Raw genomic sequence first — 17,692 nt, 5'->3', positions numbered from 1 at the left:
AAATTACGCTACCGCCTCTTCTATTTCACAGTCGCACTGTAAATGATTTTTTTCTTGAATAAACTCATCAAAACTCATGTCTTGTTGTGTCTCCATCTGTTGCTGTTTAACTAAAGACTCCGTCACTAAACGAGTTAACCTAGCCATTTCCTCTTCATTAATCTTAGTGTTTTGATGCTGTTTAAAATGCACTATTGAGAGTCTCTGTGTTGCTCGTTTATATGAGAGTTTTTCCTCTTTCATCATTGCTAGCAGTTGTGCTGATGGCGTTAAATTACTATCTAAAAACTTAGTATGTTCACGTTTAATACCTTGTTTATGCTCTTCTGTGGAAAACGCATTATCTAGCCATGTCGCAACAGGTATCATTGCATCAAGTAATTCAGAACCAAGATCTTTAAGCTCAATATCACCTTGTAGCGTTGGTAATAACAACCCTTCTTTTCGCCCTTCTATTGCTACTGATTCTTGGCGTCGGGCAATTAACACTCGCTCATCATCGGTTAATTCTGGGCTTGGTGCTAAAGCGTTGTAGGTAAGAAATACATCAAGAAAATGACTTTGTTCTTCACTGATCCCTAATGGTAATAGTGGATTATTATCCAAACTGCGTAATTCAATGTATTGGATACCGTGATGACACATCGCATATAAAGGGCGTAATTGATCATTAACGATTTTAGGTCTTATAGAACCATACAATTCATTTTCTAGTTGTAGGACTGACCCATTTAACTGCTGTTCAGCATTTAGGTGAACATAACGTGCGCTTGGTGTTGTTAATGCATGACATAAATCAGTTAAGTATTCTTGTTTACTATTAAAGCTCGTTGGATAAAGAGACTGCTCATTACTGCTATACCCCATATTGCTTAAACGTAGCGAAGTCGCCCATGGCAAATAATAGGTATCTTCATCAAAAGTAGCTAAAGGGTGTTCTTGATCAGCTAAATAGCTTTTATCTACCGCTGGCGATGCGCCAAATAAATAAGGAATAACCCACCCGTTACGTAGAACATTACGGATCAAGTGAAAATAACGCTCTGAAATAAAATCGTTTAATGATAATTCACTTCCAAGGTGCGCGTGTAACGTTACCCAGAATGAATCGGGTAATGAAAAGTTATAATGAATGCCCGAAATTAACTGCATTCTTTTTCCATAACGATTGGCTAAGCCTTCACGGTAACGCACCTTATGCAGCCCAGCGTTCGATGACCCATACGAGGCAATCTTAATCTCATCATCATTTAGCAGTTCAGGTGGCATACTTGCCCCCCACATGATTTCATCTTCAGGCAAATGAGTCGCAACAAAATGATGTAAAGAAGCCAACGAATCAAACGTCGCTTTTCTTTCTGTCATTGCAGGGGTAACTAACTCTAATTGTGCTTCTGCAAAATCAGTCGTTATGTAAGGGTGCGTTAACGCAGAACCCAACACTTCTGGATGAGATAAGTTTGAAATACGGCCTTCAGACGTAGTACGGATCAATTCTCTTTCAATTCCACGTCGAATGTCATGCAATGTACTTATGGCATTGTCGTTATTTAAAAAAGAAAGCACATTAGATTCTAGGTATTTCACATCTGTATTTTTCATTTTTGTTCTTCATAAAAATATTTTTAACAACTTGAAGACGCACAAATAGAGAAAAAGACGCAAAAAAATTTAAATAAAATGAAAAAGAAAAAGAAATAAAAGTAGATAAACGGAAAATAATGTTTCTATTTACCGTCTATTTTAAATAGGAAATGAGGTTACTTTTGACCTGAGGAACAGCTTCCCTTTTTAGGCGAGTAACCCGTTACAATGCCCCCATCATTGAGTTCAAAATCACAACAGGTCATAAGATTTTCACGAAACTTTACTCGCCCACGTTGAATTCGACTTTTTGCCCCAGACAAGGATAACCCTAACTTATCAGCAATCTCTTGTTGAGGAACGCCTTCTAGTTCAGCTAAACGTAAAGGAATACTGTATTTTTCTGGAAGCTCATCAATTAGTGGACGGATACATTCAGCCATCTCTTTTCGAGCTTCCTCTACCGTATCTTCATCTTCTGCGACTAAATCTTCCGGTAACTCATCATACGGCAACTTATCACGATAAAAATCCATGATGGTGTTATAGGCAATTTTATATAACCACCCTTTCAAGCTACCTTGAGATTTTAATTGGTGCAAATTGCTGCTGGCTTTTATATACACATCTTGAAGTATGTCATCTACCGCACTTGCATCATCCACTCGTTTATACACATAGCTACGCAATTGCGCCTTGTGATTTTGCCACTCTGACAACATAAAAACGGAACCTCAAATAAGTGAATATGTTTAACCTCTAATACCAATCTACATAAGTATTTGAGCATTCTTGCTTGTTAAAAACGATTATATCTGCGTTATACCTTTCTATTGCAAAAATTAGGTGTAATTAGACCCACTAGTTACTGTAATTTATACCTTGCTCTAATCGATTTTTCCTATGCAATAATCTGAACAACTACTTATCCAGAATGGTATAAAGGAAAAATCATATTTTAGAACTGATGCAAAATGAAATATTTACCGATAACTCATTATAATCGATAACGCCTTATATAGGAAAAAAGCCCAACATCAAAAGTGATATTGAGCTTTTTAGCGTCTTTAATACATTCATCAATGAGCGAATATTTTAAAATAATATAGTGGTTAGCCTATCTCTAATACCGCAGAGGCAATAGCAAAGTAAATCAATACCCCTGAAATATCGGCAATAGAAGTAATCATTGGTACACTAGCAGAAGCGGGATCTAAATTGAGCTTATGTAAACCAAAAGGAAGTATAGTACCAATTAAGCTACCGATTAATACAATGGCTATCATGCTTAAGCCAACGACCATCGCTATTTCATAGCCACCGCGATATAAACCTAAAAGGTAAACGGCAGCAGCCATACTCAAACCAAGTCCTAGAGCGACAAATACTTCTCTTCCAAGCATTTTACCCCAGTCATTTGGTTTTACATCACCGGTAGCTAACGCTCGAACCATTAAAGTTGCAGATTGAGAGCCGGCATTACCACCGCTATCAATTAATAAAGGTAAGAAAAAAACCAACGCGACATAAGAGGTAATAATTTCTTCAAAGTAAGCAATACCCGCCCCTGAAAATACATTACCAAAAACAAGCAGCACTAACCAAAATACGCGTTTCTTATAAAGCACGCCAATTGATGCATTTTTTATGCTGATACTAATGCCTTCAACACCAGAACCTTTATGCATGTTGTCTGATGTTTCAATATGTTCTGTGTCTGTTTTTTGTTGTACGAATTCCATAATACGTCTCCAGATCTGAAGACATATCACCCTCAGATCATCATGTAGAAAAAGAGTTAAACCACCAACTTGGGGGTTCCTGTTTACTGGTGTTCATGATGTGCTTCCTTATCCGAAACAATGATTAATCGGATTGTTCATAAATGAGCAGAATTAAGACGGACGGACTGTAACGAATAACGCAGCTGGATACCATTAAGGACTGTAAGAAAAAGTTGCAAATCTTATATATCGTTACACTCACAACTCTATCTTATTAAAAAATAAAGTGATTCATTCTTATACAAATGAGAACGCAATCGATTCATTCATTCATTTGATAAATAACGATAAAAATCATATTCTACAAACATAATTACTCAAAAATAATTAAATTATATGAAATTACTTTCGCTGTTAGTGCTATGTGATTCTTATTCACGGCTTTCAAGCCAGTCAGCTTCAGACAAAACCAGATCATGATACCGTGATAAAAAAAGGCGCGGATTATTGGCAAGGCTTTTGGTTATCTAAAGCGGATGACCGCATTGATTGGCCTTCTCACGAACGTGTTGCAGGAAAAATTTCAAGCGATTACATATGGCCAAAATTAAAAGCTCTTTCTGAAAATAACACCTGTCAAAATGGCTGTATTTTAGTGACTCATTCTACTGGGGATCTGGTCGCTCGCTATTTGTTAGACAATCAAGAAAACTGGCTGACCAATGTAGGGCTAACTCCTCTTAATATTATTGCGACCTTTGATTTTGCAGGAGCAGGAGGCGGTTCTGAGCTGGGTGATATTGCGATTAATATTTCAGAAGGTAATGGATATTTAAATGCACCTTTAAAGTACGCGATGAAAAAATGGCTTGGTGAAGTTCCTAATAGTCAAAACACTGGTGTGCTAAATGATTTGAAAGTAGCAAATGCACGTCAATTAGCTCCTCTTCCTGATAATCGCATACCTCGCATTCGCTTTGTTGGCAAAGGAAGTGACTATCTGGAGTCCACAAGCCCTTTTCTACCGGGTGAAGATGATGGAGTAGTTTCAAGTCATTCTTCTTGTGGTTCAAGCCAATCAGGTTCATTTAGTGGATGTTCTTCAACCATTGCATTCAATGGAAATGTGGCTCCCCAAGCAAAAGCTGTCACCAGTTTTATGCCCTACCATTATCCATTATTAATGGGGGGTGATTATAGCCACAGTGGTTTAATTGGTTCTGATATCCAAGGTCGTGTTGTGGCTGCAAATAAATATGCGACTTTACTAAATGGAACACCCATTGAGGTAACGACCAAATTTGTAACCTACCCAATGACTGGAACAACTTATCGATATGTCGATAAATCCAATACAAAAACCATGTCTGAACTTGCTAGTGATTTACTGTAATGAATAAAAATATATTATTTATTGGCGTGCTATTAATGCTCTCAGCCGCCACTTTTCATTGGATCATGCGTGACAACTCATCATCAATAATAAAGGGAGCGTCTACCTTAAATAGTCACACACCTAAAGCAAATACCACCTTACAACCAGCTTTAAAAGAAAACGTTAATCATGTGGTATCAACATCATTAAATGAACTAAAACCAAAAGAAATAAAACAAGAATTTCCTCAAAAATTGACCGAACAATTTAGCTTACTATCTCAAGCTTATGCTGACGACATCAGTTACCCATCTTATTCAATACCTCTATTGAGTTCGAATATTAATTACTTAAAACCTAATCATTTTAGCGTGGTTAATATTCCGGTATTAGATGGCTCACATACCGCAGCTTTATCTTTAGAAAAATATCGATTTGATTACCCGGAACCAATTATCGTTACTCTAACTTCAGAATTGCCGATTGATCATATCGATTATGAATTACTTGATCCTGAAACCAGAAAGTCACTTACCTCAAAATATACTCAAGAACTAACTACTGAATTTTCACCGCAAGAAGATTGGCCTCAAGAGGTCAGAATAAAAGCAGCCATCTCTTTTTTAGAAGGGAAAGATACGCTCATTGCTGATATCCAATTTTCAAATCCAGTTGCATATGTAGACTCCCTATCCCCTGTTTATTCTTCAGGTGCTGATATGATATTACCGTTAAATATGGATATAAAAGAATCAGGCAATTACCGTATTAGAGCAAATCTATATCAAGAAAATGGGGATCCTATTGCCTCATTAAGTAATAAAGCAAAGCTCTCTCAAGGCGTTGGTATTTTTGAGCTAAAAGCACATAGTTCAGTGTTAAAAGGGAAAGGTGATAATTTTGAATTACGCACGATTACAATAGAAAGAATGTCGGATTTTCCAGGAGAAAAAACACGTTATGGAGCGAGTAAAGAAACAGTTTTTCCTATCTCCTCATTTGATACGTCAAGCTTAACTGACGAACCCTATCAAATGTCAGAACAAGAGAAAGAGCGTCTTCAATTTTTAAATGATATTTCTCAACAATAATTAAACTAGATGATCTTAAAGGTCGTTCAATCATGATTCATGCTGGCGGAGATAACCATTCTTATCACCCTGCAAAACTAGGTGGTGGCGGATCACGATTAGTATGCGGTGTAATTAAATAATCTAATAAAGAAAAAGCCCACGATCCTCAATATTACAAATCGTGGGCTATGCATTTTATCTATTAAATATCAAGTTCAGTATTAACCAAATTACGCAACTTTTTCAGCTTTTTCGATAATGTCAGGTGTATTAAAACATTCTTGTGATACGATAAGTTGCAGTTCATATGCTCCACAATTAAAGGTTTCTTGCATTACTGAATCAACCGCCGCATTGGTACGCTCAAACGCATCAATTGGAGAGTAACCCGCCATTAAGTTGGCAAGCATTACACCACTGATTAAATCCCCTGCTCCTACTGGCTGACGCTTAGCATCAAAGTCATATAAAGGACGAGAAACGTGGTAACTGCCTTCTTTCGTTGTCAGTAGCATTTCAAAACGATCTTTTTGAATTCCCGCACGACTCAAGTGTTTTACCACCACCATCTTAACGCCCTGATCAAGCAGTTGATTATTAGCTTCAATCACTTGCTCTAAGGTGTTGATCGCCATACCGGTTAAACTTTCTAACTCTAATAAGTTAGGCGCAATAATATCTGCTGATGCGAGTGCAGACTCTTTAAAAAAAGTGGTCACTTCTGGTGCAACAATGCAGCCTTTCTCAGGATGCCCCATCACTGGATCACAGAAGTAAATTGCGTTTGGATTGTCTTGTTTTATTTTCTGAACCGCTGTGATGATCTCTTGACCTTGCGCTGCTGATCCTAAGTAACCACTTAACACCGCATCACAAACATGAGTTGCTTCAATCGCTGATAGGCCATCAACCAATTCTGAAATGTGGCCAGCAGGCATGGCGATGCCTTTCCAACCTTGTTGATATTGTGTGTGATTTGAAAACTGTACCGTATTAATAGGCCATACTTCCATTCCCATTCTTCGCATTGGAAAAACCGCAGCACTGTTGCCTGCGCAACCAAATACCACATGAGACTGAATGGAAAGAATACGTTTCATAACATCACCATAATTTTAAGTAGAGTAAGGGCTTCCGTGCCCTAAAATAAACGATATTCCTTCAAAACCCTAGGGCTTAATCTTCTTTTAGAACTTTCACTGTGTAACTGCCATCTTTTTGAGCATATACACCGTGAATATCCGTTTCAAAGCCTGGGTAATGTGCGCCGATAGCACATAGCATTTCTAAGAAATCAAGTACTGGACGAGACTCAGCCGTTACCATTTCACCTGGAAGTACTAGTGGAACCCCTGGTGGGTAAGGAAGGATCATATTGGCACTTACGCGACCAACCATTTCTTCCAATTTCACCTCTTCCACATTACCGCGTAGCTCTTCTTGCCATGCTGCGTGTGGTGTTACTTTAAGCTCTGGTAATACATCAAACGCTTTGAACATTAGTTCAGGTAAACGGTATTGACGAGTTAGCTCATGAATGCCTTGTGCCAATTCTTGTACTCGCATTCCTTCGTAGAAGCTTGGATCTTCGTTGTACAGTGAAGGGAGGAAGTTTTTCACTGTTAAGTTAAGATCGAAGCCACGTTTAAAGTCAGTTAATGCACGCAGTAATTGCATTGCTTTTGATTTATCAATACCGATAGAGAATAGGAACAATAAGTTATATGGACCTGTTTTCTCTACTACGATACCGTGTTCATCTAAGTATTTAGCAACGATTGATGCAGGAATACCTGTCTCGCTCATTTCGCTATTTTCGTTCATTCCTGGAGTTAATAGCGTTACTTTGATTGGATCAAGGTACATGTGATCATCATCGATGTCCTTGAAGCCGTGCCATGAATCTTTTGGATCCAGTTTCCAACATTCCGTTGTATCGATGTTTTCTGGTTGCCATACATCGAAGAACCAGCTGTCACTTTCACTTTGCAGACGTTTGATCTCTTTACGGAAACGAATCGCACGATCAATAGAATCTTGGATTAGTTTCTTACCTGTATTACCACGCATCATTGCCGCAGCTGTTTCGGTTGATGCAACAATACCGTATTGAGGTGATGTTGATGTGTGCATCATGAACGCTTCGTTAAATGATTCTTTATCAAACTCACCTTTTACGTGGATCATTGATGCTTGAGAGAACGCAGCCAATAATTTATGAGTTGATTGTGTTTCATAGAACACTTTACCCGGCATTGCTTCGCCACTCATACCACACTTACCTTCATAAATTTTGTTGAAGTTAGTGTAAGGAACCCAAGCACTGTCGAAGTGAATGTATTTAGTATCTAGTGTTTCTTTGATGTATTGAGTGTTGTACAACAGACCATCGTAAGTTGAGTTAGTAATAACTGCATAACCTGGCATGGTTGCGTTTGGTGTTGCTGCTACTTTTTGTTCAATCACTTCACGAGTGAATTCACTTTGTGGAATGCCACCTAAAATACCGTAAGCGTTACGCGTTGGGCGGAAATAGATAGGCGTAACATCACTCATCATCATCATGTGAGTTAGAGATTTGTGACAGTTACGGTCAACAAGTACTGTGCTTCCTGCAGGTGCTGAGTACATACCTACAATTTTGTTTGATGTAGAAGTACCGTTAGTTACGATGTAAGAGCTGTCTGCATTAAAGGTACGAGCGATGTACTCTTCAGCTTCTTTATGAGGACCAGAGTGATCAAGCAATGAACCCAGCTCAGGCATTGAAATTGATACATCCGCTTTAAATGCGTTTGGACCGTAGAAATCATAGAAGATGCTGCCAGCAGGACTTTTTTGGAAAGCAGTGCCGCCCATGTGACCTGGAGTACAGAAGGTATATTTGCCTTCTTCTACGTATTTGAATAATGCCTTAGTAAAAGGAGGCATGATTTGGTCTTTGTATTCTTCTGTCGCTTGATTGATTTTCAGTGCGATGTCGTCAGCCATATCTAGGGCATATTCGAAGAAATGTAAATTTAGACGTAAATCAGTTAATGAAATATCTAATGTTGAATGTTGGTTTGCAAATGCATATAGCGGCAATTTTTCATTCAACGTATTAATTTCAGTACATAGGTCTAGTGAGTACTTATCCCAATCGAATAACACACCACAAATACGTGGGTTCATTTCAATCATTTTATATAGATCTTGTGCATCTACTGGGTAAACCACTTTATAGCCTGCTTTTTCTAAAGAAGCATGCAATTCGCGAACTGGCTCTTCTTTAAAGAAAACACCTGAGTGATTTAGGATAGCAAAAATATTCATTTTATATCTCCAAGACGAAACAAGGCGCTCCCCATCTTTTTGATGGTGAGGTAGTGGAGCGCCTGAGGGTAAAATTATTAAGTTGGTAGCGTTAAGTGTTTACGCTATCGAGTGACATTAATGGGCAGAAGCTTCAGTGCTGATGTGTTGCTCTGATTGTTTCAGACCCATTTTTTTTGCGTAGAACATAAGGATGACAAGTGACACGATAAAGGTTGCAGTTAGTGTTGCACCCTCTGCGCCAGCCAGTGCAATCATGCAGAATACACAAGCAATACCAGAGAAGAACATGGTAAAGCCGCTGCGTGTTGTCATACCTTCGAATCGAATTAAGTTAATGCTTGAGTAGAAGTAAGGAAGCATTGTTAGTAGTACAGCATCAGTCGTTAACTGATTAAATAAATCCGCAGTGTGAGCTGATTGAGAACTGAACACAGTTAACGCAATCATTAGTGCTGTCATTTTAAGTGATGCTAAGACTAAGCCTTTTTTAGCAACACCGTTTTTATCAGTTTCACCGTAGATTTTAGGGAAGTTACCATCGTGAGCGGCACGTTTACCTGCTTCACCAACTAACATCATCCAAGAACCCAGTGATGTGAAACATGCTAGGGCTGTAAATGCCGCAACAAATGGGGCTGACCAACTACCGAAAATCTCAGTGGTTGCTAGAGCAAATGGCGCACCTGAAGCTGCAACTTCTGCTGCTGGGAACATGCCACTGATTACTTGAGTTGATAGAATATAAATCACACCCGCAATCGCTGTACCTAACATTGTTGCTAGAGGAACGGTGCGTTTTGGATTTTTTACCATACCAGATGATACCGCTGCTGATTCAACACCAACAAAAGACCATAAACAGATAAGCACAGCACTGATAATAGCGTGGCTACTTGTGCCTGAAGATACATTCCAGTTTTGGTTATATAAAGCAGGATCAAAGTGAGTCCAACCCACAAGACCAGTCCCCACAACAGGAATAAGGATAAGACCTAAACCTAAAGTACAAAGACGACTTACCCAGCTACCACCTAGTAAGTTAACTAAGGTAAATAACCATACTGATGCAATCGTCGCGGCAGCCGCGGGGATAGGGTCATTCAAAGCAGGGAAGAAAACAGATAGGTAAGAAACGCCAGTAATAGCGATGGCTAAGTTACCAATCCAGTTTGCGTGGTAGTAAAGGACACCGGTTTGGAAACCAAATACAGGAGAGACTTCACCTGCATAAGCAATTGGGCCACCTTCTTGAGGGTTTTTCGTTGCTAAGCGGGCAAAAACAAACGCCAAACTTAAGGCACCCACTAAACAGATAATCCAACTAAAGATGGATACTGAGCCAACTGCCGCTAATGAAGAAGGTAATAGTGCAATACCACTCCCCATCATGTTGCCGGCAACAACACCCGTACAGGCAATTAAGCCAATTTTTTTTGTATTCGATTCCATAACATCTCCAGGGATTATCGAATGGGCTCTATTATTTAGCCCGTGATGCGAAATTTTATTTAAGATGGCGAGATGTTATTTAGACGGAGCATGCAAACTCTGTTGGGGTAAATACACAACATCCCGCTCGAATGTTGAGATGAAGATTACGCCCAATGAATCGAAAAAAAATAAAGATAAAATTATCAATAAAATAATGATAAAAAAATAAAGAAGAAAACTGATAAGCGAAGATAGCCAAAATTAAATTACGATTATTTTCAATAAGTTAAAGTTTTAACTTTAGATTTAATTAAAAAAAACAAAAAATATAAACCTCTAATATTGATAAGAATAAGGGGTTATTTATGACCTTTATCTCTTCGTTATAAAAATACTAACCAGCTAAAGACCAGGTTTTTTTCATGGTTAATTGAGTGAGAAAATTTCAATGAAAAAATTGTAAATATTTATCGCTACACGTAAAAAAAGTACGACATATTGTTTCATTATGATTGACTAGCTAAAGTCGACTGAACTATATTAATCGCCGCAAATCCTTAGCAAACGATATTTTATACAACTTTATAACAAAGTTATTTATATTTCTTAAAGGATGGCGCTCGTTATCCATTATTTAAGAAAAATAAATTAACGATTAATAATAAGGAAATTTCATGACAAACACAGATTCAACGCTTATTGAATCGATGAACGAAGCCTTGCTTTCGGTTATTGGTAGTATCAATGGGCTTCTTTGGGGACAAGTCCTTGTTTATTTATTAGTTGGTGTGGGTGTCTACTTCACCCTACGTCTTGGTTTTATTCAAATTCGCCAACTAGGACACTCAATCAAAATCTTACGTAGTGGCCAAGAAATCGAAAATGGCATCAGTTCTTACCAAGTATTTTGTACCTCTATGGCAGCCCGCGTGGGAACGGGTAACATGGCAGGTGTTGCAGTTGCATTAACCGTTGGTGGCCCAGGTGCTATCTTCTGGATGTGGTTAATTGCTCTATTTGGTATGGCAACAGCTTTCATTGAATCAACACTGGCACAAGTTTACAAAGTGAAAGACGTTGACGGTCAATACCGTGGTGGTCCAGCTTATTACATGGAAAAAGGTTTAGGTCTACGCTGGATGGGTACGCTTTTCTCTATCTTCTTAATCATCGCTTTTGGTCTAGTATTCAACGCAGTTCAAGCCAACACTATTACTGACGCTCTGAATCACTCATTTGGTTTTGATAAAACTATTATGGGCATGGTGATTGTTGCTGTTTCTGCTTTCTTCATTATGGGTGGTTTACGTCGTGTAGCTAACGCATCATCAAAAATAGTTCCTGTAATGGCAATTGGTTACCTTGCTATTGCATTAATTATTGTTGTAATGAACATTACTGAAGTTCCTGCCATATTAACGCTTATCGTTAAAAGTGCATTCGGTTGGCAAGAAGCGGCAGCGGGTGGTGTTGCATACACTATCGCTCAAGCAATGCAATCAGGTATCGCTCGTGGTCTTTTCTCGAACGAAGCGGGTATGGGTTCTGCGGCTAATATCGCAGCAAGTGCTACACCAAACCCTAACCACCCTGCATCACAAGGTTTTGTGCAAATGCTAGGTGTGTTTGTTGATACGCTAGTTATTTGTACTGCTTCTGCGGCAATGATTATGCTTTCAGGCGTAATGGACCAACCTGATGCAGCTACTGGTATCAGCCTTCTTCAACAAGCGCTAACCAATGAGTTAGGCGGTTGGACAAGCTACTTTATGGCACTGGCTATTCTTCTTTTCTGTTTCACCTCAATCATTGCAAACTACAGCTACGCTGAAACGAACGTAATGTTCTTAAACGGCAACTCTAAGAAAGGTCTGTTTGGTTTCCGTTTGTGTGTTCTAGCTATGGTTATGTTTGGTTCAGTAGCTTCACTACCTGTTGTGTGGAACCTAGCTGATGCCTCTATGGGTATGATGGCATTAATCAACATTATTGCATTAATCCTTCTTTCTAAGCTGGCTATCAAAATCATTAAAGATTACGAAGTTCAACTTAAAGCGGGTAAAACGCCAGAGTTTGACCGTACTAAGTTCCCTGAGCTTGATGATTTAGACGGTGCATGGCACCCAAAGAAAAAAAAAGCATAGATATTTGCTCTAACTAATTATTTCTTAGCCACAAACTAAAAAAAGCCCGTCGAACTAATGCTCGACGGGCTTTTTATTAATTACTGCTGATTTACATTAATCGAATTTCACTCGGGGTTACCGCTTTATACATGAAATAAGCAACTGTTTCTAAGTCACTATAAAAAGCTATATTTTCACTTAACATGTACGTTTCTAATGATGTATCCATAAAAAATGCTCGACTATAAGCATCACCAGCCTGATCTAAATTACCATTCAATTCCGCAAGTTTTCCTTGAAGAATATAAGAAAGAGCCGATTCTCTTCTCTCAAAAGCAAGATCCAGATATTGCTGTGCTTTTTCTTTTTCATCTTGTTTAATGGCATTCATCGCTAATGCTTCATAAATACGTGTCGGTAATACCTTATCCATGTTATTCGTATAAGAAGTAACGAGCTCCTCACTTAATTTCTCTGTTTTTAACGTATTATCCGTTAATTCCAGTTCAGGATTTAATGCAGAAAAGGCATTATAAGCAATGTATAACTCAGCCAAAATGTAAGCATTGTCAGGTTCTTGCTCTGATATTTTCTCCAATAATCGAATACCTTGTTCAAATCGCTTAGGATTCGGTTGATTAATATAATGATTTGCCTGAACCAGCATCTCAAGTAGCCCTTTTTCTTTAGGTAAACCAAGCATTAAAATATCAATTTGTTCTTCAGAGACTGAAACACCAAGTGCTCTCATTAGATCCAAAGAGGATTGACGCAATACATGCTCTAAATTTGCATTCGTCATTCTATATTGACGGCTAAAAAGAACCTTATTTGAAGTATTACTACGATATTCAATATCTAAATAGGTTTTACTCTGTTGCTCTTCTACCCGAACATTAACCACTTTTCCCGGTAATATCCCTGTAGTAAATGCTGTTTTATCTAACTGCACACGGTATTTTCCTACGCTAGCGAGATCTGACATTAATTTTTGGCTGATCCCATCAGCTAAAAATTCAGTATCATCTTTTTGATTTCTGCTTTCACTGTAAGTGAATTGGATCAGGTCAATATCAATGGCTTTCGTAATATGAATCGCGGATTGCTGATATGCTGTAGACACAATCACAGCAATTAATATACAGACGAGAAAAGCATCAAAGGCGAGTAACTTCCATCGATGAAAAGAATTAAAACCTGAGCCTTGTTTCTTTTTCTCTTTCTCTACATCTTTAGATATCGTCGCTATTGCTCGTGTTAATGGCCCCGATGGAAAAGAAAGATCTGGCTTTACATCTTCCCCTTTATTATCAATCATTTGATTGCAATCATTTTGTGGTTTTAATTCAGAATTAGCCGAAGGTGTTGCTGATATAAAACGATCAGAAGGCTTCCAGAATTCAGTGTCCTCAAGATTCACTAACTTGGTCTCTGCCACCAACTTGTAACCACGTTTTGGCACTGTCACAAGATATCTTGCGTTATCTAATCGACCGTCTCTTAAAATCTTACGTAACTCAAAAATGGATTGTGTGACTACTTGGTCTGTAACAAATGCGCCATCCCAAACGTGTTGAATAAGCTCATCACGACAAAAAACCTCACCTGAATGCTGAGCAAGAAAACGTAATAAATTGACTAAACGTGGCTCAACAGAGACTTCCCTATCTTGGCGATATAATTTATTTTCCTCAATGACAAGAGTCCAGTCATTAATTTGAAAACATAATCCGACCATAAGATACTCATTAGTGTTAAATCGTTATTAATATAAATAGTCTATACATCTCAAAAAATAAAGATTCACGATTAATTAAAATACTATTTATGAAAGAGGTAGGGATTATAAATAAACTATGTATTCGTGGATATATCATTCCCCCTCTCAAAAATGGAATCTTAGGATCCAACAAGAAACGCCCTATAAGCAGCATCAAAGAAATACTGTATACTATTGATATATAAATACTAAACATAAAAACAAGATAGAATTTATAACATAAAATCATCATTTTCAGCATGAACAATCTCATTTTTAATATTAATGGAACTTACTGATTATGAACGCAACATAAATAGAATATAAACAGATCAAGTTTTATCAATTCATAACCTTAAATAAAGCATGGACAATAAAGATAAATAAAACCTAAAACTACAAATAATATATCCATCATTAAGTTTTTATATTAAACATATCTGATTATATAAATAGTTCATTGTGCCTTAAATTAATGATTGACCTAATCTTAACTTGAGGTTTTAAAGTGTGCATAACTTAAGCAATAAATAGACAAGGAGTCACCATGACACAATTTGAACACGCAAATATCACCGTTCCAAATATTGATGCTGCTCTCGCTTTTCTTCTAAATGCAGCACCTGATTTTCGAATAAAAGCAGATCAAACGCCTGAAAATAGCTATCGATGGGTTCATGTTGGAAATGAGAGTTGTTACTTTGCTCTGCAAGAACCAAACGATCCCTTAACAGCAAAAGACACACGTAGGCCATACCAAAACATTTCGATTAATCATATTGGTATGATCGTTGACGATTTAGATAATACCCAGCTCAAACTACTCGCGTTAGGCTATGAACAAAATGGTAACATTACCCAAGAAAAATATGGACGCCGAATCTACTTTTACGATAAATCCGGTTTTGAATGGGAGCTAATTGAGTACGATACTAAAAATCTAAGTGATCGTTATAACTACACTAACTAACCTCTATATTTGCTAGCCAAATATAAAAAGGCGCTCATTTTTATTATGAACGCCTTGTTTTACAAATGAACTGCTATTATTTTATTTTCGCAGGCTCACTTTATGTGTAATAGCTAACCCTGCCATCATGGCAATGAAGAAAACAATGACATCCATATTACCTAAAGCAAAACTAGATACCGCAGGCCCTGGACATACACCAGCAATCCCCCAACCTAAACCAAAAATAGCAGCACCAATAACTAATCGTTTATCTATTTGAGTATTGCTTGATAAACAAAATTCTTCTGCATTTATTGGTTTCTCTTTAGGTTTTATCAATAAAAAATACGCAGGCATAAAGATGAGTAATGCACCTCCCATCACAAACATTAAGCTTGGATCCCATAGCCCTGTAATATCAAGAAAGCCAGTCACTTTTTGAGGATCCGCCATACCAGATATCACCATACCTATACCAAATAAAAGCCCTGAAAATAACGAAACGATACGAAATAATAAAGTAGTCATAATCTGCCTTATTTAAAGAAGATGGAGGCGAATAAAAACAGTAATCGCGGCAACACACATAAAGATAGCTGTCGCCGTTATAGAACGTATCGACAACCGTCCAATACCACAAATTCCATGACCACTTGTACAACCGTTACCTAATCTTGTTCCAATGCCTACGAGTATTCCTGCAATAATTAGCAATCCGGGTGTCGTTGAATATTCACTTGGCACTTCTGCACCGAGAAAGTAAGTTCCAATCACACCACCACAGATCATTCCAACAATGAATAATACACGCCATACATAATCCTGATTCTTAGGCATGATCACACCAGTTAATACACCACTGATCCCTGCTATTTTACCATTGAGTAAAAGCAGTAAAGTCGCCGAGACACCTAACAGTATACCGCCAAATAAGGACCCCCATGGAATTACTATCCCCATTACAAACCTTTACCTTCATTGATAATTAAAAGATAAGCATACTAAACACAATACATTAGTCAATGGTTATTTAGTACTAGCTAATTTAACAAATTCAAATTTAGAAAGATCTAATTAAACAAGGGGTAAAAATAACATATAGACATCGTAAAGCAGTAATAAGAGAAAAATTTTCTATAAAAAGACAATTATAAGATTCAAATAAGTAAGTTATCCTCCCGTAAAGCACGTATATTCCCTCTTAATCTTGTTGCAACAGCACGCATAAAAAACAAATAAATGTCAATAATATATAATGGAACTTAATATGGATAAGAAATACCTTTCTCTGATTCTTTTTTGCTCAGTGTGTTTTATCTGGGGAACAACATGGCTTGCAATGGAAGTAGCAGTAGAAAGTATACCGCCAATTTTTTCAACGGCTTTACGTTTTCTAATTGCTTCACCGATTCTTATTTTACTTTCAAAGGTATTTAACCAACCGTTATTCTTTCCACAAGGAAAAAATAAATGGGTGGTTATTATCGCTGTTTTCTATTTCGCCATCCCATTTACGTTAATGATAGCGGGTGAGATGTATATATCTTCAGGTCTAGCGTCTATCATTTTTGCTAACATGCCAATTGCTGTCATGATCACATCAACACTATTTTTAGGACTTAGACTGTCACCTCACCAATTTGCAGGTCTATTTATTTCAGTGGCGAGCTTATATCTAATCTTATCGAATGAATTGAGCATTGGAGGTAATAATTTATTAATCGGATCTGGAGCATTGGCTTTAGCTGTCATCATTCATGCAATAATGTATGTCATGGTTCAGAAACACTGCAAAGATATTCAAGTAATTACTTACAACGCTATCCCTAGCTTTATCGCTTCATTGCTACTATTTATCACTTCATTTGCATTTGAAAATATTACGGTTCAAACATTTTCACCATCATCACTTATGGCTGTCGTCTATTTAGGTGTGTTTGCTAGCGTTGGTGGCATTGTGGCTTATTTTAAATTAGGACAAATTTCAACACCATTTACAGCTTCAATCTGCTTTTTAATTTTTCCATTAGTTGCTTTAAGTCTCTCTGCACTTACTTCTGGGGCGGTTATTTCAGATCAGTCATTAATGATGTTGTTTCCACTACTTAGTGGTATTTTATTAGCAAAGCTTCCACGAAATAAGCTTTCATTGAACACATTTAAAATACGTTATAAGTCAGCTTAATTGGCTCGAAGACTCTTTTTAAAACCCTAGGGTAATTGAGTTCTTCTTATTAAAGAAAAAGAAAAGGATACGTTGGTGTCCTTTCTTGTATCGACACTCTATTCATAATGAGGTAGTTTAGGGGTATAGACGTATAGAATGCTACAGATTAAAAATAACTTAAGG

Annotated in this window: 14 protein-coding genes and 1 pseudogene; 6 read left to right on the top strand and 9 right to left on the bottom strand. The window is 37.5% G+C overall.

Translation table 11 applies throughout. The features are described from left to right. Positions 1-3 precede the first annotated feature (3 nt). The 3 genes from gshA to AC2IP4_RS02625 form a co-directional block, all read right to left on the bottom strand. The gene (gene gshA / locus AC2IP4_RS02635) at positions 4-1,602 is read right to left on the bottom strand and encodes a glutamate--cysteine ligase (protein ID WP_486310529.1); all 1,599 of its coding nucleotides are present in this window, start codon (positions 1,600-1,602) and stop codon (positions 4-6) included. 158 nt (positions 1,603-1,760) lie between these two features. After that, positions 1,761-2,306, bottom strand: a complete 546-nt coding sequence (gene sigZ, locus AC2IP4_RS02630) for an RNA polymerase sigma factor SigZ (protein WP_486310528.1) — start codon at positions 2,304-2,306, stop codon at positions 1,761-1,763. A gap of 390 nt (positions 2,307-2,696) precedes the next feature. Then, positions 2,697-3,326: a magnesium transporter gene (locus AC2IP4_RS02625; protein WP_486310527.1), complete on the bottom strand. Its 630-nt coding sequence runs from the start codon at positions 3,324-3,326 to the stop codon at positions 2,697-2,699. 406 nt (positions 3,327-3,732) lie between these two features. Here AC2IP4_RS02625 and AC2IP4_RS02620 point away from each other — a divergent pair, with 406 nt between their 5' ends. The 3 genes and pseudogenes from AC2IP4_RS02620 to AC2IP4_RS02610 form a co-directional block, all read left to right on the top strand. Further along, on the top strand, positions 3,733-4,701 hold the full coding sequence (locus AC2IP4_RS02620) for a hypothetical protein (RefSeq protein WP_486310526.1): 969 nt from the start codon (positions 3,733-3,735) through the stop codon (positions 4,699-4,701). Next, complete coding sequence (locus AC2IP4_RS02615; protein WP_486306722.1) at positions 4,701-5,774, top strand: hypothetical protein; 1,074 nt, start codon at positions 4,701-4,703, stop codon at positions 5,772-5,774. Before AC2IP4_RS02620 ends, AC2IP4_RS02615 begins: the two co-directional genes overlap by 1 nt. Continuing rightward, positions 5,774-5,896 (top strand): annotated as a pseudogene (locus tag AC2IP4_RS02610) (superoxide dismutase family protein); the annotation flags it as partial. The gene AC2IP4_RS02615 and the pseudogene AC2IP4_RS02610, both read left to right, overlap by 1 nt. Positions 5,897-5,986: 90 nt before the next feature. On the opposite strand, the gene pdxY reads toward AC2IP4_RS02610, so the two are convergent. The 3 genes from pdxY to cadB form a co-directional block, all read right to left on the bottom strand. Then, entirely contained in the window at positions 5,987-6,856 is an 870-nt protein-coding gene (gene pdxY / locus AC2IP4_RS02605) for a pyridoxal kinase PdxY (protein ID WP_486306723.1), read from the bottom strand. A 76-nt stretch (positions 6,857-6,932) separates the two neighbouring features. Next, positions 6,933-9,071, bottom strand: a complete 2,139-nt coding sequence (locus AC2IP4_RS02600) for a lysine decarboxylase CadA (RefSeq protein WP_486306724.1) — start codon at positions 9,069-9,071, stop codon at positions 6,933-6,935. Between the two features lie 117 nt (positions 9,072-9,188). Then, positions 9,189-10,523, bottom strand: a complete 1,335-nt coding sequence (gene cadB, locus AC2IP4_RS02595) for a cadaverine/lysine antiporter (protein WP_375321125.1) — start codon at positions 10,521-10,523, stop codon at positions 9,189-9,191. Between the two features lie 656 nt (positions 10,524-11,179). On the opposite strand from cadB, the gene AC2IP4_RS02590 reads away from it, so the two are divergent. Continuing rightward, positions 11,180-12,649: an alanine/glycine:cation symporter family protein gene (locus tag AC2IP4_RS02590; protein ID WP_375321126.1), complete on the top strand. Its 1,470-nt coding sequence runs from the start codon at positions 11,180-11,182 to the stop codon at positions 12,647-12,649. Between the two features lie 91 nt (positions 12,650-12,740). On the opposite strand, the gene cadC is transcribed toward AC2IP4_RS02590, so the two are convergent. Further along, on the bottom strand, positions 12,741-14,369 hold the full coding sequence (cadC, locus tag AC2IP4_RS02585) for a lysine decarboxylation/transport transcriptional activator CadC (RefSeq protein WP_375321127.1): 1,629 nt from the start codon (positions 14,367-14,369) through the stop codon (positions 12,741-12,743). Between the two features lie 568 nt (positions 14,370-14,937). On the opposite strand from cadC, the gene AC2IP4_RS02580 reads away from it, so the two are divergent. After that, the gene (locus AC2IP4_RS02580; RefSeq protein ID WP_375321128.1) at positions 14,938-15,360 is read left to right on the top strand and encodes a VOC family protein; all 423 of its coding nucleotides are present in this window, start codon (positions 14,938-14,940) and stop codon (positions 15,358-15,360) included. 81 nt (positions 15,361-15,441) lie between these two features. On the opposite strand, the gene AC2IP4_RS02575 is transcribed toward AC2IP4_RS02580, so the two are convergent. Next, positions 15,442-15,870: a DUF6691 family protein gene (locus AC2IP4_RS02575; protein ID WP_375321129.1), complete on the bottom strand. Its 429-nt coding sequence runs from the start codon at positions 15,868-15,870 to the stop codon at positions 15,442-15,444. 12 nt (positions 15,871-15,882) lie between these two features. Then, a complete protein-coding gene (locus AC2IP4_RS02570; protein WP_375321130.1) occupies positions 15,883-16,302 on the bottom strand; it encodes a YeeE/YedE family protein in 420 nt (139 codons plus the stop codon). A gap of 307 nt (positions 16,303-16,609) precedes the next feature. Here AC2IP4_RS02570 and AC2IP4_RS02565 point away from each other — a divergent pair, with 307 nt between their 5' ends. Beyond that, positions 16,610-17,527 (top strand): DMT family transporter, encoded by a 918-nt coding sequence (locus AC2IP4_RS02565; protein WP_375321131.1) that lies wholly within the window; start codon positions 16,610-16,612, stop codon positions 17,525-17,527. Positions 17,528-17,692: the final 165 nt, after the last annotated feature.

This window comes from Aliivibrio thorii (assembly GCF_057368585.1).
The sequence above is the reverse complement of the archived record's forward strand: the minus strand, read 5'-3'. Positions and strand labels throughout refer to the sequence as shown.

Coding starts and splice junctions, on each gene's coding strand:
- gshA (WP_486310529.1), bottom strand. CDS start 1,602: ATGAAAAATACAGATGTGAAATACCTAGAATCTAATGTGCTTTCTTTT.
- sigZ (WP_486310528.1), bottom strand. CDS start 2,306: ATGTTGTCAGAGTGGCAAAATCACAAGGCGCAATTGCGTAGCTATGTG.
- AC2IP4_RS02625 (WP_486310527.1), bottom strand. CDS start 3,326: ATGGAATTCGTACAACAAAAAACAGACACAGAACATATTGAAACATCA.
- AC2IP4_RS02615 (WP_486306722.1), top strand. CDS start 4,701: ATGAATAAAAATATATTATTTATTGGCGTGCTATTAATGCTCTCAGCC.
- pdxY (WP_486306723.1), bottom strand. CDS start 6,856: ATGAAACGTATTCTTTCCATTCAGTCTCATGTGGTATTTGGTTGCGCA.
- AC2IP4_RS02600 (WP_486306724.1), bottom strand. CDS start 9,071: ATGAATATTTTTGCTATCCTAAATCACTCAGGTGTTTTCTTTAAAGAA.
- cadB (WP_375321125.1), bottom strand. CDS start 10,523: ATGGAATCGAATACAAAAAAAATTGGCTTAATTGCCTGTACGGGTGTT.
- AC2IP4_RS02590 (WP_375321126.1), top strand. CDS start 11,180: ATGACAAACACAGATTCAACGCTTATTGAATCGATGAACGAAGCCTTG.
- cadC (WP_375321127.1), bottom strand. CDS start 14,369: ATGGTCGGATTATGTTTTCAAATTAATGACTGGACTCTTGTCATTGAG.
- AC2IP4_RS02580 (WP_375321128.1), top strand. CDS start 14,938: ATGACACAATTTGAACACGCAAATATCACCGTTCCAAATATTGATGCT.
- AC2IP4_RS02575 (WP_375321129.1), bottom strand. CDS start 15,870: ATGACTACTTTATTATTTCGTATCGTTTCGTTATTTTCAGGGCTTTTA.
- AC2IP4_RS02570 (WP_375321130.1), bottom strand. CDS start 16,302: ATGGGGATAGTAATTCCATGGGGGTCCTTATTTGGCGGTATACTGTTA.
- AC2IP4_RS02565 (WP_375321131.1), top strand. CDS start 16,610: ATGGATAAGAAATACCTTTCTCTGATTCTTTTTTGCTCAGTGTGTTTT.